The organism is Streptomyces canus, from assembly GCF_041435015.1.
Taxonomy (GTDB): domain Bacteria; phylum Actinomycetota; class Actinomycetes; order Streptomycetales; family Streptomycetaceae; genus Streptomyces; species Streptomyces canus_G.
On sequence record NZ_CP107989.1, the window covers coordinates 2896117 to 2920500 of the forward strand.

Consider the following 24384-nt stretch of genomic DNA (forward strand, 5'->3'; position numbering starts at 1 on the left):
AGCAACCGCCTTTCACTCAGCGTCGCCCACCCTCGGCACCCCATCGGCACTCGCCACTTGGCAGGGTCCGACCTGCTCAGCAGGCCACCTGACACCCCATCAGAACGAGCGTCAAATGAGCGTCACGAGCGTCATTTCAGCGTCAAGATATCGCCCGTAACGCCCACACCGCACATAATGCGCACACACGAAACCGCAGGTCAGGCGCCCTTTGCGACCGGTTCAAGGATGGCAACGCACTCCACATGATGCGTCATCGGAAACAGGTCGAACACCCGCAGCATCCGCACCCGGTACCCCCCGTCCCGGAAGTACCCCAAGTCCCGCGCCAGCGCGGCCGGGTCGCAGGCGACGTACGCGATGCGCCGCGCGCCCAGGGACGACAGGTGCTCGACGGTCTTACGGCCGGCCCCCGCCCGCGGCGGGTCCAGCACGATGAGGTCGACCTCCGTGATCCCGGTGCGCGGCAGCACTGCCTCCACCTTGCCCTGCTCGATCCGCACCCGGTCGAAGTCGGCGAGGTTGTGCCGGGCGTCCTCGACCGCGCGCTTGCCCGACTCGATGCCGAGGACCGCGCCCTTGTCGCCGAGGCGATCGGCCAACGCCCCCGCGAACAGCCCCACACCGCAGTACAGGTCGAGCGCCATCTCGCCCTTGCGCGGCAGCAGGCCCTGCATGACCGCCTTCACCAGCGTGTCGGCCGCCTGCGGGTGGACCTGCCAGAAGCCGCCGCTGCCCACCCGGTGGGTGCGCCCGTCGGCCCGCTCACGCACGAAGGCGCGGCCGTGGACGCGGTGGATGCCGCCGTCCTTCTCCTCGACACGCATGACGGAGACGGGCTTGTCGAGTTCCACGAGGGGCAGGCGGGCGCCCGGCCGGGGCTCCAGGATGACCATGCGGTCCTGGGAGCCGGTCGCCGCGATCGCCTCCACGGACGCCATCCCGGACCAGTCGCGGTCCTCGATGCCCAGCTCGCTCACGCCCGGCGCGGCGATCATGCAGTGCTCGATCGGCTCCACCTCGTGCGAACGGTGGCGGCGCAGACCGGCGTTGCCGTCGGCATCCACCGCGTACTGCACGCGGGTGCGCCAGGCAGGCACCTCGCCCGCGGGCAGCTTGTCGCCCTCGGCCGGCATCACCGTGCCGTCCCAGCCGGCCTCCTCGGGGGTGAGGCCCGCGAGCCGCTTCAGCTGCTCGGCGACGACCTCGCCCTTGAGACGCCGCTGGGCGCCGGGCTTGGCGTGCTGCCAGTCGCAGCCGCCGCAGCGGCCGGGACCGGCGTAGGGGCAGGGCGCCTCGATGCGGTCCTTGGACGGCTCCAGAACCGACACCGCGTCCGCGCGCAGGAAGCGCGCCCCCTCCTCGCCCTCCGTCACCCGGGCCACGACCCGCTCACCGGGCAGCGTGTGCCGGACGAACAGCACCTGGCCGTCCTCCGTGCGGGCGATGCAGTGCCCGCCGTGCGCGACGGGGCCGACCTCGACTTCGAACTCCAGCCCCACCAGCGATTTCTTCGGTTCTGCCTGCATGGCGGGGTGACTCCACAACGTCAAGGGGAAAGGGGAACGCGGCCGGCCACGAAAGGACCGGACACGAATCGGCCGGACACAAAGGGAAAGCGGCCGAGACGACAGCCATCCAGTCTACTTCGGCGCCGGCGTCTCCTTCGCCCGCTGCTCGGCCGGACCGCGCCGCACCGCGCCGGGCGCGTTCCACTCCTGCCGCCTGCGAGCGCGGTTCTTCGCCGCCTCCGAGGACTGGAGCTGATAGGGCACCGAGGTCACCATGACCCCCGGCGTGAACAGCAGCCGCCCCTTGAGCCGCAGCGCGCTCTGGTTGTGCAGCAGATGCTCGTACCAGTGGCCGACCACGTACTCGGGGATGATCACGGACACCGCGTCACGCGGCGACTCCTTCCGCAGCCCCTTCACGTAGTCGATGATCGGCCGCGTGATCTCGCGGTACGGCGAGTCCAGGACCTTCAGCGGTACGTCGATCCCGCGCCGTTCCCACTCGGCGCGCAGTGCCTTGGTCTCGGCCGGGTCGACGTTGACGCTCAGCGCCTCCAACGAGTCCGAGCGCATCAGCTTGGCGTACGCCAGCGCCCGCAGCGCCGGGCGGTGGATCTTGGAGATCAGGACGACGGAGTGGACGCGGGACGGCCGCAGGCTGTCGTCGCTCGGGCCCTCGGGTGCCGCGAGTTCCTCGGAGACGCGGTCGTAGTGCTTCCGGATCGCCGTCATCGTCGCGTAGAAGATGCACATCCCGAGCAGCGCCACCCAGGCGCCGTGGGTGAACTTGGTGACCAGGACGACGACCAGGACGAGCCCGGTGAAGAAGGCGCCGAAGGCGTTGATCGCGCGGGAGCGGACCATGTGGCTGCGCTTCGCGGCGTCCTTCTCGGTGGCCAGGTGGCGGTTCCAGTGCCGGACCATGCCGGTCTGGCTGAGCGTGAAGGACACGAACACGCCGACGATGTAGAGCTGGATCAGACGGGTCGAGTCGGCGCCGTAGATCCACACCAGGAGTCCGGCCGCACCGGCCAGCAGCACGATGCCGTTGGAGAAGGCGAGGCGGTCGCCACGGGTGTGCAGCTGGCGCGGGAGGTAGCGGTCCTGCGCGAGGATCGAGCCGAGCAGCGGGAAGCCGTTGTAGGCGGTGTTCGCGGCGAGGAACAGCACGAGCGCGGTGGCCGCGGCCAGCACGACGAACAGGAAGCTGCCCTTGCCGAAGACGGCCTCGGCGACCTGGGAGATCACCGGGTTCTGGACGTAGCCGGGGCCGAGGGGCACACCGTTGTGGATCAGGTCGACGGCCGGGTTCTCGGCCATGCGGACCTTGGTGGACATGGCCAGCGCGATGATCCCGCAGAACATGGTGACGGCGAGCAGGCCCATCATCGCGAGCGTGGTCGCCGCGTTCTTCGACTTGGGCTTGCGGAAGGCCGGTACGCCGTTGGAGATGGCTTCGACGCCGGTGAGCGCGGCGCAGCCGGAGGAGAAGGCGCGCAGCAACAGGAAGACAAGGGCGAATCCGGCCAGGCCCTGGTGCTCGGCCTTGATGTGGTAGTCCGCCGTCGGTGCCCGCATGGTGTCGCCCAGAACCAGACCGCGGAACGCGCCCCACGCGATCATGATGAAGACGCCCGTGACGAAGACGTACGTCGGAATCGCGAACAGCGAGCCGGACTCCTTCATGCCCCGCAGGTTCATCAGGGTCAGCAGGATGATCACGGCGATCGCGCAGGGGACCTTGTGCTCGACCACGAAGGGGATCGCGGAGCCGAGGTTCTCGATGCCGGAGGCGATGGAGACGGCGACGGTGAGGACGTAGTCGACGAGCAGCGCGCTGGCGACCGTGAGCCCCGCCCTGGGGCCGAGGTTGGTGTTGGCCACCTCGTAGTCGCCGCCACCGCTCGGGTAGGCGTGCACGTTCTGCCGGTAGGAGGCGACCACCGTGAACATCAGCACGACGACCGCGAGCGCGATCCAGGGGCTGAAGTGGTAGGCCGACACGCCCGCGATGGACAGGACCAGCAGCACCTCGCCGGGCGCGTACGCCACGGAGGACAGCGGGTCGGAGGCGAAGACGGGGAGGGCGATGCGCTTCGGCAGGAGCGTTTCGCCCAGCCGATCACTGCGCAGTGCGCGCCCGATCAGGATCCGTTTGGGCACGTCGGTCAGTTTGGACACAACAGAGAAGCGTAAGCGTTCGAACGGGCGAGCAACCACCCGGCACCCCGCATCTGCTCTCCGGGTGAAATCCGGTCACGCTCCGGCTACGGATTCCGCAGGTGAGCGAAGCGGCATGCCTATATGACAAGACCCTGCCCCTTACTGTCCCGGGAGGTTCCATGCACACGACCGCAGAGCTGATCGGCGCCGCGGCCACCCTCGTCGGCCTCGGCATCCTGACGCTCGCAAGCGTCCGCAGCATCAGCCGCCGTTGACCGACACGAAGTCAGGGCAACCGTGCACGGGGGTGCCGTCGTCCTACCGCCCGTGTGTAGCTTGGGCGTCGGTCTGAGACCCTGATGTGGCTGAGCAGTACTTATTGACACCGGAAGGACGGTCGTGCACATCGTCATCATGGGCTGCGGGAGAGTGGGTTCCGCTCTCGCCCAGACCCTGGAGCAACAGGGGCACACGGTCGCCGTGATCGACCAGGACCCCACCGCCTTCCGACGACTGGGCTCCGGTTTCGGCGGTCGCCGTGTCACCGGGGTCGGTTTCGATCAGGACACCCTGCGCGAGGCGGGCATCGAGGAGGCAGGCGCCTTCGCCGCGGTCTCCAGCGGCGACAACTCCAACATCATCGCCGCGCGCGTGGCCCGCGAGATGTTCGGCATCGAGAACGTCGCGGCCCGGATCTACGACCCCCGGCGCGCCGAGGTCTACCAGCGCCTGGGCATCCCGACGGTGGCCACGGTCCGCTGGACCGCGGACCAGATGCTGCGCCGGCTGCTGCCGTCCGGCGCGGAGCCGCTGTGGCGGGATCCCACCGGTGGGGTCCAGCTGGCCGAGGTGCACGCCTCGACCGCCTGGGTCGGTCACAAGATCAGCAAGATGCAGGAGGAGACGGGCGTCCGGGTGGCGTTCCTGACCCGCCTCGGCGAGGCGATCCTGCCCACCTCGCAGACGGTGCTGCAGGAGGGCGACCTGGTGCACGTGATGATGCGCACGGACGACATCGAGAAGGTCGAGGCGTCCTTCGCCGAGGGCCCCGAAGAGGAGAGCGGTCACTGATGAGGGTCGCCATTGCCGGTGCCGGTGCGGTCGGCCGCTCGATCGCGGGTGAACTGCTGGAGAACGGCCACGAGGTCCTTCTCATCGACAAGGCGCCGACCGCCATCTCGGTCGAGCGCGTCCCGCAGGCGGAGTGGCTGCTCGCCGACGCCTGCGAGATCACGTCCCTGGACGAGGCCGCGCTCCAGCGCTGCAACGTGGTGATCGCCGCGACGGGCGACGACAAGGTCAACCTGGTCGTCTCCCTGCTGGCGAAGACGGAGTACGGCGTCCCGCGGGTCGTCGCCCGGGTGAACAACCCGAAGAACGAGTGGCTGTTCAACGAGTCCTGGGGCGTGGACGTCGCCGTCTCCACCCCTCGCCTGATGTCCGCCCTGGTCGAGGAGGCGGTGAGCGTCGGCGACCTGGTCCGCCTGCTCCGCTTCAGCCACGGCGACGCGAACCTGGTCGAGCTGACCCTGCCGGAGGAGTCGGCCCTGGCCGGCACGACGGTCGGCGACGTGGAGTGGCCCGAGGACACCTCCCTGGTCACCATCATCCGCGGCACCCGCGTCCTCACCCCGTCGCGGGAGGATTCCCTGGAGGCCGGCGACGAGCTCCTCTTCGTCGCCGCCCAGGCCCGCGAGGAGCAACTGGAGGACCTGCTGTCGGTGCGCCGCGAGGACGCGACGGGCTGAGGTCTTCGAGCCGTACGACGACGGAGGGCGCCCTGCGTGTGCAGGGCGCCCTCCGTCGTCGTATCGGAAGGAGCGGGAACTACGCCTCGCGCCGGTGCCGCCCGGCCGCGGCCTCCGTGTCCCCACGCTCCGCGGCCTGCGCCGCCTTGCGCTCCTCCTCGGCCTTCTCCTCCGCCTCCATCTCCGCGAACACGTCGATCGGAGCCGGCGCCTTCGCCAGGAAGACCCAGGTCAGCCATACGGCCAGCAGGAAGGGCGGGATCTTGAGGGCGACCAGGACCCAGCCGAGCTGCGCGGTGTCGGCCCACCAGTACAACGGGAAGAGGATCGCGCACTTGGCGAGCAGGATCCCGCCCCAGGCGTAACTGGCCTTGGAGTACGCCTTCTTGCGGCCAGGGTTTCGGGTCCGCCAGGAGAGGTTCTCCTTGAAGACCGGGCCGAGGATGAGCCCCATCAGCGGCACACCCGCGAGCGTCGTGATGACGTACGCCAGGCCGAGGCCCAGCGTGTACAGCATGCCCGGCAGATAAAAGTTCTTGGCGTTGCCCGTCATCATCGCGAAGACGACACCGAAGGCGACACCGAAGACGCCGCTGAAGGCGTGCTTGACGGTGTCCCGCATCACCAGGCGGACCACGACCAGCAGCAGCGACACCGCGAGCGCGGCGATCGCCGACAGGTGCAGATCCTTGTTGATCGTGAAGATCGTGACGAAGAGCAGGCCCGGCAGAACCGTCTCGACCATGCCCCGGACGCCGCCGAACGCCTCGAACAGGGCCGCCTCGGTCACCGCCCGCGCGTCATCGGTCTGAGTGTCTTCGGTCGGCTTGTCGAGAGACGTCACCGGCTACTCCCGTCCCACGGGTCGGAGTTCGTATTTCGGATTGAACAGCACCCGGCGGCCCCGGCTCATCGAGATCCGCCCGGAGGCGATCAGCTTGCGCCCCGGCTCTATCCCGACGATGGAGCGCCTGCCGAGCCACACCACGTCCAGGGCGGCGGACCCGTCGAACAGCTCGGCCTCCAAGGCCGGGACGCCCGCGCGCGGCCGCAGGGTGACCGTGCGCAAGGTACCAGTAACGGTCACGATCTGGCGGTCGTGACAGTCGCCTATACGGGTGCAGCCGGCGGTCTCGGTGTCCTCCCGCAGCTCCTCGGACTCCAGGTCCTCCTGCGACGAGGAGAGCCGGTCGAGCATGCGCCGGAACCGGCCCACCGGCTTCTCGGAACGCGGAACAGCACTCATATCCAAAAGCCTACCGGGGTGCGCCGACAGCGTTGTACCCGCAGCACTAGCGTTCGAACCGGTATCCCATGCCCGGCTCCGTGATGAAGTGCTTGGGGTGCGAGGGGTCCGCCTCCAGCTTCCGTCTCAGCTGGGCCATGTAGACCCGCAGGTAGTTCGTCTCCGTCCCGTAGGACGGCCCCCAGACCTCCTGGAGGAGCTGCTTCTGGCCGACCAGCCGGCCGGTGTTGCGGACCAGCACCTCGAGCAGATGCCACTCGGTGGGGGTGAGGCGTACGTCTCTGCCGTGCTTCTGGACCTTCTTCGCGGCCAGGTCGACGGTGAACTCGTCGGTCTCCACCAGGACATCCTCCTCACCGCCCCCGGTGGGCTCCGCGCGGCGCACGGCGGCCCTGAGGCGGGCCAGCAGCTCGTCCATGCCGAAGGGCTTGGTGACGTAGTCGTCGGCGCCCGCGTCCAGCGCCTCGACCTTCTCGTCGGAGGAGTGCCGGGCGGACAGCACGAGGATCGGCACCCGGGTCCAGCCGCGCAGCCCCTTGATCACCTCGACGCCGTCCATGTCGGGCAGGCCCAGGTCGAGGACGATCACGTCGGGGTGGCGGGCGGCGGCGAGCCTCAGCGCGGTGGCGCCGTCGTGCGCCGCGTCGACCTCGTACTTGCGCGCCTTGAGGTTGATCACGAGGGCGCGCACGATCTGCGGCTCGTCGTCGATGACCAACACTCTGGTCATGTGGCCTGCCTTTCGGGTTCTGCTGCTTCTGCTTCTGCGACGGGTGCGTCGGGGAACTCCGCGTGCGCGTCCGCCGCGCGCAGCGTCAACACCATGGTGAGGCCTCCGCCGGGCGTGTCCTCGGCGTTGAGGGTGCCGTTCATGGCCTCCGCGAAGCCCCGTGCCACCGCGAGCCCGAGCCCCACCCCGGCACCGCGCGGGGCGTCACCGTAGCGCTGGAAGGGCTCGAAGATGCGCTCCTTGGCCTCGTCCGGCACTCCGGGACCGCGGTCGACGACCCGTACCTCGACACGGTCGGCGATGGCGCTGGCGGACACCCGGACGGCATGGCCGGACGGGCTGTATTTGACGGCGTTCTCGACCAGGTTGGCCACCGAACGCTCCAGGAGCCCCGGATCGACGGCGACCATGGGCAGGGTCTCCGGGACGTCCAGCTCCACGCTTCCGTCGGGCACCCCGCCCAGGGCCATCGGCACCACCTCGTCGACGTCGATCTCCCGGATGATCGCGGTGACCGTGCCGGTCTGGAGGCGGGACATGTCGAGCAGGTTGCCCACGAGATGGTCGAGCCGGTCGGCGCCCTCCTCGATGCCCTCCAGGAGCTCGGCCCGGTCCTCCTCGGACCACGCCACGTCGTCGGACCTGAGCGACGAGACGGCCGCCTTGATGCCGGCCAGGGGCGTCCGCAGATCATGCGATACGGCGGCCAGGAGCGCCGTACGGATGCGATTTCCCTCGGCGAGCGTGCGGGCCCGGTCGGCCTCCTCCTGGAGTCTGCGGCGGTCAAGGGCGACGGCGGCCTGGGCGGCGAAGGCGGCCAGCACCCGGCGGTCCTCGGCGGGCAGCACCCGGCCGGTGAGCGCGAGCGCCATGTGGTCCCCCACGGGCATGTCGACGTCGGCGTCCTCGGGCCGCTCCACGGGCGGTCCGAGCCCAGCCCGGCCCGCGCAGGTCCACGGCTCGACGTCGCTCGCCCGTTCCAGCAGGGCCGCCGACTCCATGCCGAAGGTCTCCCGGACGCGCTCCAGGAGCTCCTCCAGACGGGTCTCGCCACGCAGCACGTTCCCGGCGAGGAAGGACAGGATCTCCGACTCGGCGCGCAGCCGGGCGGCCTGGTGGGTGCGGCGGGCGGCGAGGTCGACCACGGAGGCCACCGATATGCCGACGCCCACGAAGATCACGATGGCGACGATGTTCTTCGGGTCGGCGATGGTCCAGCGGTGCAGGGGCGGTGTGTAGAAGTAGTTCAGCAGCAGCGAGCCGACCGCGGCCGAGGCGAGCGCCGGGAACAGCCCGCCCAGCAGGGCCGCGGCCACCACGACCGCCAGGAACAACAGCATGTCGTTGGCGAGGCCGAGGTCGACGGTGGTGAGGAGGATCGTCAGGAACGCCGGACCGGCCAGGCCGATCAGCCAGCCCCACAGGATCCGGGCCCGTCCGAGCCGCGCGCCCCGGGCGACGGGCAGTCCACGCCCCTTGGCGACCTCGTCGTGGGTGACGATGTGCACGTCCAGGTCGGGCCCGGACTCCCGGGCCACGGTCGCGCCGACACCGGGTCCGAAGACGTACTGCCAGGTCTTGCGGCGGGAGGAGCCGAGGACGATCTGGGTGGCGTTGACGCCTCGCGCGAAGTCGAGCAGCGCGGCCGGTATGTCGTCGCCGACGACATGGTGAAAGGTTCCTCCAAGGTCTTCGACGAGGGTCCTCTGGACGGCGAGTTCCTTGGGCGAGGCGGAGGTCAGCCCGTCGCTGCGGGCTATGTAGACGGCGAGGACCTCGCCACCGGCGCCCTTCTCGGCCAGCCGCGCGGCCCGCCGGATCAGCGTCCGGCCCTCCGGTCCGCCGGTCAGCCCGACCACGATTCGTTCCCTGGAGCCCCAGATCTTCGAGACCCGGTGCTCGCTGCGGTACTGCTTGAGGTACTCGTCGACCCGGTCGGCCACCCACAGCAGCGCGAGCTCCCGCAGGGCGGTGAGGTTGCCGGGTCGGAAGTAGTTCGACAGGGCCGCGTCGACCTTGTCCGGCTGGTAGATGTTGCCGTGCGCCATCCGCCGCCGCAGCGCCTGCGGCGACATGTCGACAAGCTCGATCTGTTCGGCCCGCCGTACGAACTCGTCGGGCACCGTCTCCTGCTGCCGCACGCCGGTGATCGACTCGACGACGTCGCCGAGCGACTCCAGATGCTGGATGTTCACGGTCGAGACCACGTCGATCCCGGCCGCCAGCAGTTCCTCGACGTCCTGCCAGCGCTTGGCGTTGCGCGAGCCCGGAATGTTGGTGTGGGCGAGTTCGTCCACCAGGGCGACGGCGGGGGCCCGGCGCAGGACGGCGTCGACGTCCATCTCGGTGAAGACGGCGTCCCGGTACTCCAGCTCCCTGCGCGGGATCGCTTCAAGGCCGTGCAGCACCACCTCGGTGCGCGGTCGCCCGTGGTGCTCCACGAAGCCCACGGCGCAGTCGGTCCCCCGCTCGACCCTGCGGTGCGCCTCGGACAGCATCGCGTACGTCTTGCCGACGCCCGGTGCCGCACCGAGATAGATCCGAAGCCTGCCGCGTCCCATGAGGCCCATTGTCTTCCGCTCACTACTGCCTACGCAGCGCCGACCTTACGGCCAACAATCCCGACAAAGGGGTCCGGGCCAGACGCGGGGCCCGCCTTTGACGCAACCCTGACGCGCCCCTCAGACAAAGACCCGGCCAATACCGAAGGGCGCACCCCCACCCCAGCCCCACCCGGGAACACCGCACGCCCAGCGGGTCCGCGCCCTCCGCCACGGCCGGCCGCGCCGGCGCGGCCGGTGATCTCCATGGGGCCGGTGTCGAGGCCGGGGTGGACGGTCTGCCACTGCCGGACGACGGCGGCGACGGTGTCGTGCCTCGCCGGTTCCTCCGGTCGTGCGTGCCAAGGCCGAGTCCGGCGATGGACGAGCCACCCAGCCGTCGCCGGGAGCCACCCGTGACGCAGCCGGACGCGACCCTCAGGCGGAGCCCCAGCCACAGCACCCGGACGGCACCGGAGCCCGCGTCACCGTCCCTCCGCCATCCGGGAACAGCACCCCGAGGTTGGGTCCGGCTGTGCCTGGCCACGCGAGCGCCTGTTGCAGGGGGCGCGCCGGCCGCGTGGAGCGGGAAGGCCAGGCCGTGCCGCCGGCCAGTGCGTCAGCGCGGCATCCCGCCCGCCAGGGCCGCGAGCTCACGGGCCAGGATGCGCCGCTCGTGCCGGTACAAGCGGCAGTGCGTCATGACTGTCTCCGGCACCCGCGGCACCACGCTGTGCCCCTCACAGCTCATGAGCAGTTGGAGCCCACCGCCTTGAGAAGCGCCCCGGCACCTGCTCGAGCAGCGCGATCGCACGGCCGTACGAAAAGAGCAGCCGCCCCCGGTCGAGACGCCGCATGATCCGCTCGGCGCCGGAGGAGCCGACCGCAGCCGGTCCCGTACACGCCCCAGCCGCTCCACCCCGCGCTCAGTGCCCCACGATCTCCCCGTCCCCCAGCTCCAGCACCCGGTCCGCCAGGTCCAGCAGGGTCGCGTCGTGGGTGGCGACCAGCGCGGTGACGTTCTCACTGCGTACGACGGCTCGCAGCAGCTCCATGACGGAGTGGCCGGTCTCCACGTCCAGCTGGCCGGTCGGCTCGTCGGCGACGAGGAGCGAAGGGTTGTTGGCGAGGGCGCGGGCGATGGCGACGCGCTGCTGCTGGCCCCCGGAGAGCTCACCGGGGCGCTGCTTCGCGTGCTCCGCGAGGCCGACCAGGGCCAGCAGCAGCTCGACGCGCTCCTCACGCTCGCGGGCGTCCACCCGGCGCAGTCGCATCGGGACGCCGATGTTCTCCGCGGCGGTGAGGATCGGAATGAGCCCGAAGGACTGGAAGACGAAGCCGATACGGTCCCGGCGCAGCGCCAGCAGCCCGTCCTCGTCCAGCCCGGCGATGTCGACCCCGTCGAGCTCGACCCGTCCCCGGTCGGGCCGGTCGAGCCCGCCGACGATGTTGAGGAGCGTGGTCTTGCCGGATCCCGAACGCCCCTTGAGGGCGACGAGTTCACCACGCGGCACCTCGAAGGAGACCCCGCGCAGCGCGTGCACCGCGGCGGCCCCCTCGCCGAACGACCTGTGGATGTCCTCGACCCGCACCATGGTCTCCGTGACCACCTGAGTCATTGCGCTCTCCCCCGTGAAACCCGTGAAACTCGTGGCACCGGGCGCCAGTATCACCGTCCGGCGCCCGGCCTTCAACGGTTTCAGCTCGGGTTGTCCCCGTGAGTGAGGGTCTCCCAGGCCACGAAGAGGTTGTTGCTGCCGGCCGGGCGGTTCCGCTCGGTCAGGGTCTGCGTATTGGTCATGCCCATGCCAAGTCTGTTGTGCAGCGCGTTGTACCCGACCTCGGTGACCGGCCCGAGCCCGAGTTTCAGCGACCCGCCGCACAGCCAACTCGGCACGGCGGTCCCCAGCTCGTACCTGGCCTGGAATCCCAGCGCCTGCCGCAGCCGCTCGCCCACGTCCGTGCCGTACAGGTCCTGCCCCTGGATACGGCTCGTCTCGGCGACGTGCGAGATCGCGGAGATGCCGTACCCCGTATGCGTGAGATCCCGGCAGGTCTCCTGGGTGAGCCCGGTGACGAAAGTGGACTGCCCCTGCCAGTAATTGACGATCTTGTCCCGGGTGTTCAGGTTCTGACTCGGCACGGTCTTCGGCAGCTCGCCGTCGGAGTCCAGGTAGACGTAGGCCGCGGTACGGGCGCGGAACTTCACCATGGCCTTGTCGTACGACGGTTTGTCCTCGAGGAAGACGGAGATGCCGACGGCCGCCTCCATCATCGACAGCTCCCAGTTCCCGTTGGAGTTCGAGCCGTTGATGATCTCCGGCAGATAGACGTTGCGGAGCATGGTCGCGAAGCGTCCGGAGTTCGCCCAGGTCCCGGTGTACGTGTACTTGATGATCTCGGCCGCCCTGGGCCACGAGGAGCCGGCCCAGCCGGTCTGCAGAGGCGCGTTGCTGTTGGTGTGATCCGTGATCACCGCCGACCAGGCGTCCATGAGCTGGATGGCCTTCCTGGCGTACCGCTCGTCCCGGGTGACGTACCAGGCGAGGGCGTCGGTGTAGGCGGCGATCGCGTCCTCGCGCTCGTCGGTGCAGCCGTGGTTGGGATTCGAGTACGACCCGCACTCGACGACCGCCCGCGGCTTGGGCGTGCGGTTCAGATCGGCGTACTTGCTCGCCAGCATCGCGTCGAAGGCACCCTTCCAGGGCTGGGCACCGGCGTTGACCTTGGTGCGGGCGAAGTCCAACTGCCCTTGGGAGACGGTGACTCCGGGATGGACGAAAGCGGCGGGGGCGGCGTCGGCGGGTCTGGCGAGGACACCGAGGGCGAACGCGGTGACGACCACCAGCCGTACGGAATGGCGCATAGCGGCTCCGTTCTCGTATGTGAACGTGAAGCGCCCCTATGAACATAGGCGTTGGCGGATGACCGTAGGTACAGACCAATACAGCGTCAAGACCCCGCGCACGGAAAAGGGCCGCACCCCACCACGGGGTACGGCCCTCGACGTCGTGCGACTAGCGGACCTCGGTGATCTCCGGTCCGCGCTGCAACTGACCCATCCCGCCGGAGAAGCGGGAGCCCTCGTCCTGCTGCTGGACGCCCTCGGGGACCATCTGAGCGTCGTTCGGCAGCTTCAGGACGATCGGGTCGCGTGGCGCCATCGGGCCCTCGCCGCGGACCACGACCGTGTCCCGGAAGATCTGCTCCAGCAGCCCGGCCGCCTGCGGCTGCACCGCGCCCTGGCCCGAGATCACCCCGCGCAGGAACCAGCGCGGACCGTCCACACCCACGAACCGCACGACCTGGAAGCCGCCCGTGCCGTCCGGCAGCTGCACCGGTACCTGGGCACGCAGCTCCCAGCCCAGCGGCCCCTCGACCTCGTCGATGATGCCGCCCTGCTGGGTGATGCCGGAGCCGATCTCCTCGCGCACCTCGCCCCAGATGCCCTCGCGCTTGGGAGCCGCGAAGGCCTGCAGCTGGATGGCGCTGTCGCGCAGTACGACGGTGGCCGCGACGATGGCATCGCCCGCGACCTCGACCCGCAGCTCCATGCCGTCGACGCCCGGCACGAACAGACCGCCGAGGTCCACGCGGCCCTCGGCGGGGTCACGTACCTCGGTGTCGTCCCAGGGCCCGTCGGGGCGCGGCTCCGGTTCCAGCCGTACGCGCTCGCGCTCTACGTCGTCCGCCTCAGTGTCGACGCTGTCGACGACCTGCTCGGCCTCGCCGGCCGCGCCCTCGGCGGCACCCTTCTTCTTGCGACGTCCGAACACGTCACTGTCCTTCCCGGTCGGATACGACCGAAGCGTATCGATTCCCACCCGTTGTGCCGCCCACGGCGGCCTCAGCGCTTCTATCGCCCCCGTCGCCCACGGCGGCGTGACCGCCGGTGGACCCGAAGCCCTCCTCGGCCCGCGCCGAGTCGGGAAGCTCCGCGACCTCCTGGAAGCGGACCCTCTCGACCTGCTGGACGACGAGCTGGGCAATCCGGTCGAAGCGCTCGAACCGCACGGACTCGTGCGGGTCGAGATTCACCACGATCACCTTGATCTCCCCACGGTACCCGGCATCAACCGTCCCCGGGGCATTCACGAGAGCGACACCGCAGCGGGCGGCGAGACCGGATCGAGGGTGCACGAAGGCCGCGTACCCCTCCGGCAGCGCCACAGACACCCCGGTGGGCAGCACGGCCCGCTCTCCTGGCTTCAGTTCACGGCTCTCGGTGGTCCGCAGATCGGCTCCCGCGTCACCGGGGTGCGCGTACACCGGAAGCGGTACGTCCGGGTCGACGCGCCGGATCAGCACGTTCAGGGGATCACGGCTCACGGGTTCACCTCGAAGGCACGGGCACGCCGGACCTGATCCGGGTCGTCCATGGCGGCCCGGATCTCCTCCGGACGGCCGTTGTCGATGAAGTGGTCGACCTTGACCTCGATGAACAGGGCGTCGGCGCGGACGGCCACGGGTCCCTCCGGGCCGCCGATCCGGCCGGTGGCGGTCGAGTAGATCTTCCGCCCGGCCACCGCCGTCACCTCGGCCTCCAGGTACAGCACCGTGCCCACGGGCACCGGCCGTACAAAGTCGGTCTCCAGACGACCGGTCACGGCGATGGTGCGCAGCAGCCAGTTGAGCGAGCCCAGGGTCTCGTCGAGGGCGGTCGCGAGCACCCCGCCGTGCGCGAGCCCGGGAGCGCCCTGATGGGCAGGGCGCACCGTGAACTCGGCGGTGACCGAGACCCCCTCGCCGGCCCGCGCCTCCAGGTGCAGCCCGTGGGACTGCTCGCCGCCACAGCCGAAACACTGGCCGTAGTGCGCACCGAGCAGCTCACCGGGCGCGGGAGCATCCTGGTGTCGCACAGGTTGCGCCGCGTCGGCGGGAGGCTTGAGAGCCGGGGAAGTACCACTCACAGGCGCAGACCTTACCCGCCCGCCCGTCTCCCACCGCCACCCTGCCTGACAGCGCTTCGCGCCGAATCCCCCTGCCATCGGACCTGTCAGGACACCGTGCCAAGCTTGGTTCCATGCAGCCCTCCGCCGCCCCGTACGACGAACGTCTCACCGCCCCCCGCTCCTGGTGGCTGATCTCCTTCCTGGTCGGGGTCGCCTTCGCGCTGATCCTGCTTCCCTTCGGGACGCTTCCGCTGCTCGGCGGCCTGGTCGGCGGCACCGCCGTGGCGGCGATCCTCGCGAGCTCCTACGGCTCGCTGCGCATCCGCGTCGTCGGTGACTCCCTCATCGCGGGCGAGGCGAAGATCCCGGTGGCGGCGCTGGGCGAGGCGGAGATCCTGGACCCGGAGGAGGCCCGGGCCTGGCGGACCTACAAGGCCGACACCCGCGCCTTCCTGCTGCTGCGCGCCTACATTCCCAGGGCGCTGAAGGTGGAGGTCACCGACCCGGACGACCCGACGCCGTATCTGTATCTGTCGACGCGGGAGCCGGAGCGGCTGGCCGAGGCACTGAAGGCCGCCCGAACGGCCGCCGCCTAGAACGTTCGTGCAGGACTTCACCCGTCTGTCCGGACAGTGGAGGCCGAAGTCTCACGGAAGTCTTACGTCTCCAGCTGAAGCGGATCCGCGGGCATCTCCAGGGCCGGGAGCTGGGGCAGTTCGTTCCACGGCACCTGGAGCTTGCGCAGATCCTTGCGGATCCGCTCGGCCAGCTTTCTGGTGTCCCGGCGGTTCATGACCGCTCCGACGGCCGCGCCGACCAGGAACGGCATCAGGTTCGGCAGGTTGCGGACCGTGCGCTTCATGATCTGCTGACGCATCTGCTGCTTCATCTGGCTGTTGAGCGCGACGCTCACGGTCGACGGCTTTCTCGCGTCGATCCCACGCTCTCCTGACCAGGAGTTCAGATACGCGGTGCTGCGCTCCTTCAGGTTCCCGGGCGGCCGTGCGCCGTAGACCTCGTGGAGTTCGGCGATCAGCTTCAGCTCGATCGCGGCCACGCCGGTGATCTCGGCGGCCAGTTCGGTCGGCATCGCCAGCGGCACGGGAAGCATCGCCGCCGCTCCGACCCCGGCCCCGACCGTCGCCGTGGCGCTCGCGGCGCCCGCGACAAGCTTGCCCGCGAGCTCCTCGGGGCCGAGGCCGGGGAACTGGCGGCGGAGGGTCGCGAGGTCCCGTACGGGGACACGCGGGGCGTTCTCGATGATCCGGTCGGTCACGTACGCCAGGGCCGCCCTGGCCCTGCTGCCGCCCTTACGGGCCCCTTCCCGGGCCCTGTCCCGGACCGCCGCCACCCGTCGTCTGGCGACGGGCGCGGGCGTCCTGGTCGTATCGGTCGGCGCCGGGAGGTCAGCCCGGTCGGCCACCGGTTCGAGCGAGGCTCCCGTTTCGGAAGAGCCCCGCTCGTCGTCACGCGCGCGGTGAGGGCCGTCGGACAGCCCCTGGTCCGCTCCCTGTCGGAGAGAGCGGCGCTTCCAAGGAGGGGTCGAGCCAGTCATGCCCGACCCGCCCTCAGTCGCAGTCGCGGCAGATCGGCTGGCCGTTCTTCTCCCGGGCCAGCTGGCTGCGGTGGTGCACCAGGAAGCAGCTCATGCAGGTGAACTCGTCCTGCTGCTTGGGCAGTACCCGGACGGCCAGCTCTTCGTTCGAAAGGTCCGCGCCGGGCAGTTCCAGGCCTTCGGCGGCCTCGAACTCGTCGACGTCCACTGCGGAGGTCGACTTGTCGTTCCTACGTGCCTTGAGCTCTTCAAGGCTGTCCGAGTCGACGTCGTCGTCGGTCTTGCGTGGGGTGTCGTAATCCGTAGCCATGTCGCTCTCCCCCTCTGGGTGTCTGCGGTGTCTCCAGCGCACGTAACGCGTGAGAGGCCGGACTTGTGCCCGACCCGAGGCGGAGATTTTGCCTCACATCAAGGTCTGTTACTCAATCGACACCCAACCGGACTCCTCTTGAGTGATCGGGTTGGATGGCGATCGGGACCGTACACGGTCCGAATCCCGCACTTCAAAGGCGTCTCACCGTGTACTTCCCGTGATCAGGACCCCTGAAAACCCGGATTATCCCGGCTTTCCGACAGGGTGCATGATCACCGAGAGTAGATGGCCGGAAAATCTCCCTTGTGATCGATCACACATGGGGCGGTCCATCAGGTGCCCAGAAAATTCCGCGCAAAGCGAACATCCCTGGGTATCGATCTCAGTGCGGGGCCATGGTCTCAGACCGGAAGGGTGACTCGCATCACGAGCCCACCCCCTTCGCGCGGCTGAGCGGTGATGTGCCCGCCGTGCGCCCGCGCCACGGACCGCACGATGGACAGACCGAGCCCGACGCCCTTGTCGCTGCCGGTGCGGTCGGCGCCCCGCAGCCGCTTGAACGGTTCGAAGAGGTTGTCGACCTCGTACGCCGGCACGACGGGGCCCGTGTTGGACACCGTGAGCACCGCGTGGCCGTGCTGGACCTCCGTGCTCACCTCGACCCAGCCGTCCTCGGGCACGTTGTAGCGCACGGCGTTCTGCACCAGGTTCAGGGCGATCCGCTCCAGGAGGACGCCGTTGCCCTGGACGACCGCCGTCTTCCGGTCTCCGCGGATCACCACGCCCTTGGCCTCCGCCTCGCCGTGCACCTGGTCGACCGCCTGCTCGGCGACCTCGGCGAGGTCCACGGGCTTGCGCTCGACGATCTGGTTGTCGCTGCGGGCGAGCAGCAGCAGACCCTCCACGAGCTGTTCACTGCGCTCGTTGGTGGCCAGCAGCGTCTTGCCCAGCTGTTGCAGCTCCACTGGCGCCCCCGGATCCGACAGATGCACTTCCAGAAGCGTGCGGTTGATCGCCAGTGGGGTTCTCAGCTCGTGCGAGGCGTTGCCGACGAAGCGCTGCTGGGCCGTGAAGGCCCGCTCGAGGCGCTCCAGCATGTCGTCGAAGGTGTCGGCCAGTTCCTTGATCTCGTCGTCCGGGCCGTCCAGCTCGATACGGCGGGAGAGGTCCGAGCCCGCCACCGAGCGCGCGGTGCGCAGGATCCGGCCGAGCGGCGACAGGACGCGTCCCGCCATCGCGTAGCCGAAGGCGAAGGCGATGATCGCGAGGCCGAGCAGGGCCAGCAGTGAGCGGCTGAGGAGGTTGTCCAGGGCGTGCTGACGCTGGTCGTTGACGCACTGGTTCAGCGCGTTGTTGAGCTCGTCCGCTTGCAGCGGACTGCCCGACAGCTTGCAGACGTCACTGGTCACCCCGCCCGAGACGATCTTGAAGGGCAGGTTGCTCCCCACGTTCAACGCGTTCGCGGCCAGCAGGTAGATGATCGACAGCAGCAGGATGCCGGCGATCAGGAACATGCCGCCGTACAGCAGCGTGAGCCTTATCCGGATGGTCGGGCGCAGCCACGGCAGCGGCGGTGCCGGCCGCCTGGGGTCCCAGGTGGGCTTCGGAGGGGCCTGGGGAGGAGCGGGAGTCGAGGCCACGGGTTATCAGATCCGGTAGCCGGAGCCGGGGACGGTGACGATCACTGCGGGCTCACCCAGCTTGCGGCGCAGGGTCATGACGGTCACCCGCACCACGTTGGTGAAGGGGTCGGTGTTCTCGTCCCACGCCTTCTCCAGGAGCTGCTCCGCGGAGACGACGGCGCCCTCGGAACGCATCAGCACCTCCAGGACGGCGAACTCCTTGGGGGCGAGCTGGACCTCCTTGCCGTCGCGGAAGACCTCGCGGCGGTTGGGGTCGAGCTTGATCCCGGCGCGCTCCAGGACCGGCGGCAGCGGCACGCTGGTGCGCCGGCCGAGGGCACGCACGCGTGCCGTCAGCTCGCTGAACGCGAAGGGCTTGGGCAGATAGTCGTCGGCGCCGATCTCCAGGCCCTCGACACGGTCGCTGACGTCGCCGGACGCCGTGAGCATCAGCACGCGCGTCGGCATGCCGAGTTCGACGATCTTGCGGCAGACGTCGTCGCCGTGGACGAGGGGCAGGTCGCGGTCGAGGACCACCACGTCGTAGTCGTTGACTCCGATGCGTTCCAGGGCGGCCGCACCGTCGTACACGACGTCGACGGCCATGGCCTCCCGGCGCAGTCCGGTGGCCACCGCATCGGCGAGCAGTTGCTCGTCCTCGACGACGAGTACGCGCACGTCGCTTGTCCTTCCTGTGTCCACCCGCGTAGCGCGCTTGGGGCACGCACGGGCAGGGGGCCGGGTGAGTGTTGGCCTCCATCCTGCCCTTTTCGGCCATAAGTCGGCTGTAAGGCGGGTGAGCGGCAGCTGAAAGACGGGTGTGAGAGCGGGAATGCGGGATTTTCTCGCGAGGTTGAGGTTTCCGTCGGAAGGAGCGGGGGGAGGACGGCTTTACACCCCGCGATCACGCTCTGCATGTGCCGTACCACCATGCGGCACGCCGCGATCCGCTTCCGCAGAGCGGGCGTGGGTGTCCGGCACCGTCGCCGCCCGGCAGGGCAGCGCTGGGCACCTACAGGAGACGTGATCGCCCCTTCCGAACGGCACACCCCCGTGCCACCGACCCACGACCCAGGACGAGGGGGCGCAGCATGGACGCATTCACCGCAGGACTTCTGCAGCGCATAAGGGCGACCGAGACCGATCTGACACGGGCTCGCAACGAGGGCGACGACTTCCTCGTCGAGGTGGAGCAGGGCGAGCTCGACGACCTGCGCCGCCTTGCCGCCGAACACGGTGTGGAGGTCAGCGCCTAGCGTCTGATCGGCTTCGCGGCACGACAGCGGACCCCCGGCGAATCCAGCGCCGGGGGTCCGCTGCGTCGGGGTCCGGACGCGTTCACCTCGTGTTCGTCCGGAGTCCGTCCGTCAGTCGTGCCAGGCGCCGAAGTCCTCCAGGAGCTCCTGGAGGGGCTCGAAGACCCCGGGGGTGCCGGCGACGGTGAGGCCGGGGTTCGGGCGCTCTCCGGGGCGGCCGCCGGTCAGGGCGCCCGCTTCCCGGGCGACGAGGTCGCCCGCCCCGTAGTCCCAGGCGTTCAGGCCCCGCTCGTAGTAGCCGTCCAGGCGGCCTGCGGCCAGGTCGCACAGGTCGACCGCCGCCGAGCCGCCGCGGCGGATGTCGCGGAGCAGGGGGATCAGCTTCCCGGCCACCTCGGCCTGGTGGGTGCGGACCTTCGTGACGTAGTTGAAGCCCGTCGACACCAGGGCCTGTTCCAGGGGCGGCGCCGGGCGGCACGTCAGCCTGCGCTCGCCCTCCCACGCGCCCGTGGCCCAGGCCCCCTCGCCTCGGACCGCGTGGTACGTCTCGCCGCGCATCGGCGCCGCGACGACTCCCACCACGGTCTCGCCATCCTGCTCGGCCGCGATGGAGACGGACCAAGTCGGCAGCCCGTAAAGGTAGTTGACCGTACCGTCGAGGGGGTCGATCACCCAGCGGATCCCACTCGTGCCCTCGGTGGCGGCGCCCTCCTCGCCGAGGAAGCCGTCGTCCGGGCGGGCCTCGGAGATCAGGTCCGTGATCAGCTTCTCCGCCGCGATGTCCATCTCGGTCACCACGTCGATGGGACTGGACTTGGTCCTGGCGACCGCGAGGTCGGCCGGGCGGCCGTCCCGCAGCAGAGCGCCGGCCCGACGGGCGGCCTCCTGGGCCAGCCGAAGCAGTTCCGCGTGCAGGGGGTCGGTCACGGGGCTCCTCACGCGTACGGGCTGTCGACGCCCGCGGCTGCGGGCTTGGCGGCACGGGCCGGGCAGCAGCCGACCGGACAGACGTCGTGGTCGGCCCCGAGCGCGCCGAGGGCGCAGGGCGTGACCTCCTGCCCGCGCTCCACCCCGGCCCGCTCCAGGACCAGGTCGCGGACCGCGGCGGCGAACCGCGGGTCGTCGCCGACGGTCGCCGAGCGGCGCATCGGCAGGCCCAGCTCCTCGGCCTTGGCCTTCGCCTCCGTGTCGAGGTCGTAGAGGACCTCCATGTGGTCGGAGACGAAGCCGATGGGGGCGATCACCACGGCCGGGACGCCGGATCCGTGGCGCTCCTCCAGGTGGTCGCAGATGTCCGGCTCCAGCCACGGGATGTGCGGGGCGCCGGAGCGCGATTGGTAGACGAGCTGCCAGGGGTGGTCGACGCCGGTGCGCTCACGGACGGCGTCCGCGATCAGCCGGGCGACCTCGAGGTGCTGCGCGACGTACGCGCCGCCCTCGCCATGGCCCTCGACCGGGCCGGAGGTGTCCGCGGACGCGTTCGGGATCGAGTGGGTCGAGAAGGCGAGGTGGGCGCCGTCGCGGACGTCCTCGGGGAACTCGGCGAGGGACTCGATCACCCCGTCGACCATGGGCTCCACGAAACCGGGGTGGTTGAAGTAGTGCCGCAGCTTGTCGATCTTCGGCAGCTCCAGGCCCTCGGCCTGAAGGACCGCCAGCGACTCGGCGAGGTTCTCGCGGTACTGGCGGCAGCCCGAGTAGGAGGCGTAGGCACTGGTGGCGAGGACCAGGATGCGGCGGTGGCCGTCGGCGACCATCTCGCGCAGGGTGTCGGTCAGGTAGGGCGCCCAGTTGCGGTTGCCCCAGTAGATCGGCAGGCCCAGGCCGTGGTCCGCGAAGTCCTTGCGCAGGGCGTCCAGCAGGGCGCGGTTCTGGTCGTTGATGGGGCTGACCCCGCCGAACAGGAAGTAGTGCCGGCCGACTTCCTTCAGGCGTTCCTTGGGGATGCCACGCCCGCGCGTCACGTTCTCCAGGAACGGGACCACGTCGTCGGGGCCCTCGGGGCCTCCGAACGAGAGCAGGAGCAGGGCGTCGTAGGGGGTGGCATCGAGCGCGTCTCGCATGGGTCGATCCTGTCATCCGGTGCTGACAGCCGGGAAACGGCGGGGTGACCACCCGGGTTCCCGGACCGTCCGACCAGGTGCGTTAGGGTCACCTCACTCGTAAGCTGTATGAGGCGCATTCGCGCCTTACCACCCCTGCCCGAGCCGCTGCTCACCGGCCGACCGGAGAACCCCTGTGCCCAGCCCCTACCGCGCCCTGTTCGCCGCCCCCGGCTCCAAGGGTTTCGCCGCCGCGGGCTTCGTCGGCCGGATGCCGCTGTCGATGATGGGCATCGGCGTGGTCACGATGATCTCCCAGCTCACCGGCAGGTACGGCCTCGCGGGCACGCTGTCGGCCACCATCGCGCTGGCCGCCGCGGCGATCGGCCCGCAGGTCTCCCGGCTGGTGGATCTGCACGGTCAGCGGCGGGTGCTGCGCCCGGCGACGCTCGTCGCGCTGGTGGCGTCCGCCGGGATGCTGCTCGCCGCGCACTTCCGCTGGCCGGACTGGGTGCTGTTCGTGTGCGCCGTCGGCATCGGCTCGGTGCCGAGTCTCGGCGCGATGATCCGCGCACGGTGGGCGGCCCTGTACCGCGGCACCCCGCAGCTGCACACCGCGTACTCCTTCGAGTCCGTCGTCGACGAGGTCTGCTTCATCTTCGGGCCGATCATCTCCATCGGGCTGTCCACGGCCTGGTTCCCGGAGGCGGGTCCGCTGCTCGCCGCCTGCTTCCTGGCGGTCGGCGTCTTCTGGCTCACCGCGCAGCGGGCCACCGAACCGGCCCCGCACCCGCGCGAGCACGACGGCGGCCGTACGGCCCTGCGCGCGCCGGGCCTGCAGGTCCTGGTGGCCACCTTCGTGGCGACCGGGGCGATCTTCGGGGCGGTGGACGTGGTCACCGTGGCCTTCGCCGAGGAGCAGGGCCACAAGGCTGCCGCGAGCCTCGTGCTCGCCCTCTACGCTGCGGGGTCCTGCGTCGCGGGGCTCGTGTTCGGGCTGCTGCACTTCGGGGGACGGCCCGAACCTCGCTGGCTGCTGGGCATATGCGCCATGGCCGTGAGTATGATCCCCCTCCTACTGGTCGGAAACTTGCCGTTTCTGGCCGTGGCGTTGTTCGTTTCGGGCCTGTCCATCGCTCCCACGATGATCACGACGATGTCCCTGATCGAGCAGCACGTACCACGCGCGCAACTGACCGAGGGGATGACCTGGATCAGTACCGGGCTCGCGGTCGGGGTCGCGCTCGGCTCCTCCGTGGCCGGCTGGGTGATCGACGCGGCCGGTGCGCGCGCCGGGTACGGGGTTCCGGCGGTGTCCGGGGCCGTCGCGGTCGCGGTCGGTTTCCTGGGGTACCGCCGGCTCAGCAGGCCGGCTCCACGTCGGGGAGGCAGCGTTGAGCACGGCAGCGAGCGCGAAGAACGGCACGTGGCGTAACTGGGGCGGCAATGTCGCCGCGCGTCCCGCCCGGGAGGTCACGCCCGCCTCGGTCGACGAGCTGGCGGATGCCGTGCGGAAGGCCGCCGAGGACGGTCTCAAGGTGAAGGCCGTCGGCACCGGTCACTCCTTCACGTCGATCGCCGCGACCGACGGTGTGTTGATCCGCCCTCAGCTCTTGACCGGCATCCGCACCATTGACCGGGACGCCATGACCGTCACGGTGGAGGCCGGTACGCCGCTCAAGAGGCTCAACATGGCTCTCGCGCGCGAGGGCCTGTCGCTCACCAACATGGGCGACATCATGGAGCAGACGGTCTCCGGCGCCACCAGTACCGGCACGCACGGCACGGGCCGCGAGTCGGGCTCGATAGCGGCCCAGATCAGGGGACTTGAGCTGGTCACGGCCGACGGCTCGGTCCTCAGCTGCTCCGAGAAGGAGAATCCCGAGGTCTTCGCGGCCGCCCGGATCGGCCTGGGCGCGCTCGGCGTCGTCACCGCGATCACGTTCGCCGTCGAACCGGTCTTCCTGCTCACGGCCCGCGAGGAGCCCATGAGCTTCGACAAGGTCACCAGCGCGTTCGACGAACTCTGGGCCGAGAACGAGCACTTCGAGTTCTACTGGTTCCCGCACACCGGCAGCACCAACACCAAGCGCAACAACCGCAGCGCGGGCCCCGAGAAGCCGGTGCCGCAGCTCCAGGGCTGGATCGAGGACGAGTTCCTCTCCAACGGCGTGTTCCAGGTGGCCCAGTGGGTCGGCCGCGCGGTGCCGGGCACGATCCCCTCGATCGCGCGGATCTCCAGCAAGGCGCTGTCCGCGCGGACCTACACCGACATCCCGTACAAGGTCTTCACATCGCCCCGCCGGGTGCGGTTCGTGGAGATGGAGTACGCCGTCCCGCGCGAGGCCGTCGTCGGGACACTGCGGGAACTGAAGACGATGATCGAACGCTCCGGGCTGAAGGTCAGCTTCCCCGTGGAGGTGCGCACCGCGCCCGCCGACGACATCACGCTGTCCACCGCCTCGGGCCGCGACAGCGCGTACATCGCGGTCCACATGGTCAAGGGGACGCCGTACCAGGCGTACTTCACGGCCGCCGAGCGGATCTTCACGGCGCACGAGGGGCGCCCGCACTGGGGGAAGGTGCACACGCGCGACGCGGAGTACTTCGCCGGGGTCTACCCGCGCTTCGGCGAGTTCACCGCGCTCCGGGACCGGCTCGACCCCGACCGTCGCTTCCAGAACGACTACTTGCGGCGGGTGTTGGGGGCGTAGCGGGACGGTCGAGGGACGCACGCGGGAAGCCAATAGTTCCGTTTCTGGTCAT

General features: G+C 70.0%; 23 protein-coding genes and 1 pseudogene. 6 read left to right on the forward strand and 18 right to left on the reverse strand.

Going from position 1 to position 24384, the window contains the following annotated elements; all coding sequences use genetic code 11:
* Positions 1–200 precede the first annotated feature (200 nt).
* Together OG841_RS12860 and OG841_RS12865 are read right to left on the reverse strand one after the other, a co-directional pair.
* On the reverse strand, positions 201–1529 hold the full coding sequence (locus OG841_RS12860; RefSeq protein ID WP_371565293.1) for a class I SAM-dependent RNA methyltransferase: 1329 nt from the start codon (positions 1527–1529) through the stop codon (positions 201–203).
* A gap of 114 nt (positions 1530–1643) precedes the next feature.
* On the reverse strand, positions 1644–3692 hold the full coding sequence (locus OG841_RS12865; RefSeq protein ID WP_328641346.1) for an APC family permease: 2049 nt from the start codon (positions 3690–3692) through the stop codon (positions 1644–1646).
* Between the two features lie 381 nt (positions 3693–4073).
* Here OG841_RS12865 and OG841_RS12870 point away from each other — a divergent pair, with 381 nt between their 5' ends.
* Positions 4074–4745, forward strand: a complete 672-nt coding sequence (locus OG841_RS12870) for a potassium channel family protein (protein ID WP_057611263.1) — start codon at positions 4074–4076, stop codon at positions 4743–4745.
* Complete coding sequence (locus OG841_RS12875; protein WP_057611264.1) at positions 4745–5422, forward strand: potassium channel family protein; 678 nt, start codon at positions 4745–4747, stop codon at positions 5420–5422. The genes OG841_RS12870 and OG841_RS12875 overlap by 1 nt, the downstream gene beginning before the upstream one ends.
* 79 nt (positions 5423–5501) lie before the next feature.
* Here the strand turns inward: OG841_RS12875 and OG841_RS12880 are convergent, their stop codons facing one another.
* From OG841_RS12880 to OG841_RS12925, 10 genes and pseudogenes are all read right to left on the reverse strand, one after another.
* Positions 5502–6266: a DUF3159 domain-containing protein gene (locus OG841_RS12880; RefSeq protein WP_266558488.1), complete on the reverse strand. Its 765-nt coding sequence runs from the start codon at positions 6264–6266 to the stop codon at positions 5502–5504.
* A 3-nt stretch (positions 6267–6269) separates the two neighbouring features.
* Positions 6270–6668 carry an OB-fold nucleic acid binding domain-containing protein gene (locus OG841_RS12885; RefSeq protein WP_037710883.1) on the reverse strand — a complete coding sequence of 133 codons (399 nt, stop codon included), beginning with the start codon at positions 6666–6668 and terminating at the stop codon, positions 6270–6272.
* Between the two features lie 46 nt (positions 6669–6714).
* Positions 6715–7398 carry a response regulator gene (locus OG841_RS12890; RefSeq protein ID WP_328641345.1) on the reverse strand — a complete coding sequence of 228 codons (684 nt, stop codon included), beginning with the start codon at positions 7396–7398 and terminating at the stop codon, positions 6715–6717.
* Complete coding sequence (locus tag OG841_RS12895; protein WP_371565299.1) at positions 7395–9959, reverse strand: ATP-binding protein; 2565 nt, start codon at positions 9957–9959, stop codon at positions 7395–7397. The genes OG841_RS12890 and OG841_RS12895 overlap by 4 nt, the downstream gene beginning before the upstream one ends.
* A 230-nt stretch (positions 9960–10189) precedes the next feature.
* Positions 10190–10288, reverse strand: a pseudogene (locus tag OG841_RS12900) (MarR family transcriptional regulator); the annotation flags it as partial.
* A 576-nt stretch (positions 10289–10864) separates the two neighbouring features.
* Positions 10865–11557: an ABC transporter ATP-binding protein gene (locus OG841_RS12905; RefSeq protein ID WP_328641343.1), complete on the reverse strand. Its 693-nt coding sequence runs from the start codon at positions 11555–11557 to the stop codon at positions 10865–10867.
* 80 nt (positions 11558–11637) lie between these two features.
* Complete coding sequence (locus OG841_RS12910; protein ID WP_371565302.1) at positions 11638–12804, reverse strand: alginate lyase family protein; 1167 nt, start codon at positions 12802–12804, stop codon at positions 11638–11640.
* Positions 12805–12955: 151 nt separating this feature from the next.
* Positions 12956–13714, reverse strand: a complete 759-nt coding sequence (locus tag OG841_RS12915; RefSeq protein WP_328641341.1) for a DUF3710 domain-containing protein — start codon at positions 13712–13714, stop codon at positions 12956–12958.
* 1 nt (position 13715) lies between these two features.
* A complete protein-coding gene (gene dut / locus OG841_RS12920) occupies positions 13716–14267 on the reverse strand; it encodes a dUTP diphosphatase (RefSeq protein ID WP_328641340.1) in 552 nt (183 codons plus the stop codon).
* Positions 14264–14848, reverse strand: coding sequence for a PaaI family thioesterase (locus tag OG841_RS12925; protein ID WP_328641339.1), 585 nt, complete (start codon positions 14846–14848; stop codon positions 14264–14266). Before OG841_RS12925 ends, dut begins: the two co-directional genes overlap by 4 nt.
* A gap of 113 nt (positions 14849–14961) precedes the next feature.
* Between OG841_RS12925 and OG841_RS12930 the strand changes: the two genes are divergently transcribed.
* The gene (locus tag OG841_RS12930) at positions 14962–15426 is read left to right on the forward strand and encodes a DUF3093 domain-containing protein (protein ID WP_328641338.1); all 465 of its coding nucleotides are present in this window, start codon (positions 14962–14964) and stop codon (positions 15424–15426) included.
* Positions 15427–15488: 62 nt separating this feature from the next.
* On the opposite strand, the gene OG841_RS12935 is transcribed toward OG841_RS12930, so the two are convergent.
* The 4 genes from OG841_RS12935 to OG841_RS12950 all read right to left on the reverse strand — a co-directional run bounded on the left by OG841_RS12935 (position 15489) and on the right by OG841_RS12950 (position 18998).
* Positions 15489–16385 (reverse strand): hypothetical protein, encoded by an 897-nt coding sequence (locus tag OG841_RS12935; protein ID WP_371565305.1) that lies wholly within the window; start codon positions 16383–16385, stop codon positions 15489–15491.
* Positions 16386–16398: 13 nt separating this feature from the next.
* The gene (locus OG841_RS12940) at positions 16399–16695 is read right to left on the reverse strand and encodes a DUF4193 domain-containing protein (RefSeq protein WP_005481602.1); all 297 of its coding nucleotides are present in this window, start codon (positions 16693–16695) and stop codon (positions 16399–16401) included.
* 404 nt (positions 16696–17099) lie between these two features.
* Positions 17100–18338: a sensor histidine kinase gene (locus OG841_RS12945; RefSeq protein WP_328641336.1), complete on the reverse strand. Its 1239-nt coding sequence runs from the start codon at positions 18336–18338 to the stop codon at positions 17100–17102.
* A gap of 6 nt (positions 18339–18344) precedes the next feature.
* The gene (locus OG841_RS12950) at positions 18345–18998 is read right to left on the reverse strand and encodes a response regulator transcription factor (RefSeq protein WP_030605557.1); all 654 of its coding nucleotides are present in this window, start codon (positions 18996–18998) and stop codon (positions 18345–18347) included.
* A gap of 413 nt (positions 18999–19411) precedes the next feature.
* Here OG841_RS12950 and OG841_RS12955 point away from each other — a divergent pair, with 413 nt between their 5' ends.
* Positions 19412–19576, forward strand: coding sequence for a hypothetical protein (locus tag OG841_RS12955; RefSeq protein ID WP_020121920.1), 165 nt, complete (start codon positions 19412–19414; stop codon positions 19574–19576).
* 111 nt (positions 19577–19687) lie between these two features.
* Here the strand turns inward: OG841_RS12955 and OG841_RS12960 are convergent, their stop codons facing one another.
* Positions 19688–20503: an inositol monophosphatase family protein gene (locus OG841_RS12960; RefSeq protein ID WP_328641335.1), complete on the reverse strand. Its 816-nt coding sequence runs from the start codon at positions 20501–20503 to the stop codon at positions 19688–19690.
* A gap of 8 nt (positions 20504–20511) precedes the next feature.
* Positions 20512–21639, reverse strand: a complete 1128-nt coding sequence (locus OG841_RS12965; protein WP_371565310.1) for a ferrochelatase — start codon at positions 21637–21639, stop codon at positions 20512–20514.
* Positions 21640–21814: 175 nt separating this feature from the next.
* Between OG841_RS12965 and OG841_RS12970 the strand changes: the two genes are divergently transcribed.
* On the forward strand, positions 21815–23053 hold the full coding sequence (locus OG841_RS12970) for an MFS transporter (RefSeq protein WP_328641333.1): 1239 nt from the start codon (positions 21815–21817) through the stop codon (positions 23051–23053).
* A complete protein-coding gene (locus OG841_RS12975; RefSeq protein WP_328641332.1) occupies positions 23013–24332 on the forward strand; it encodes a D-arabinono-1,4-lactone oxidase in 1320 nt (439 codons plus the stop codon). Before OG841_RS12970 ends, OG841_RS12975 begins: the two co-directional genes overlap by 41 nt.
* Positions 24333–24384: the final 52 nt, after the last annotated feature.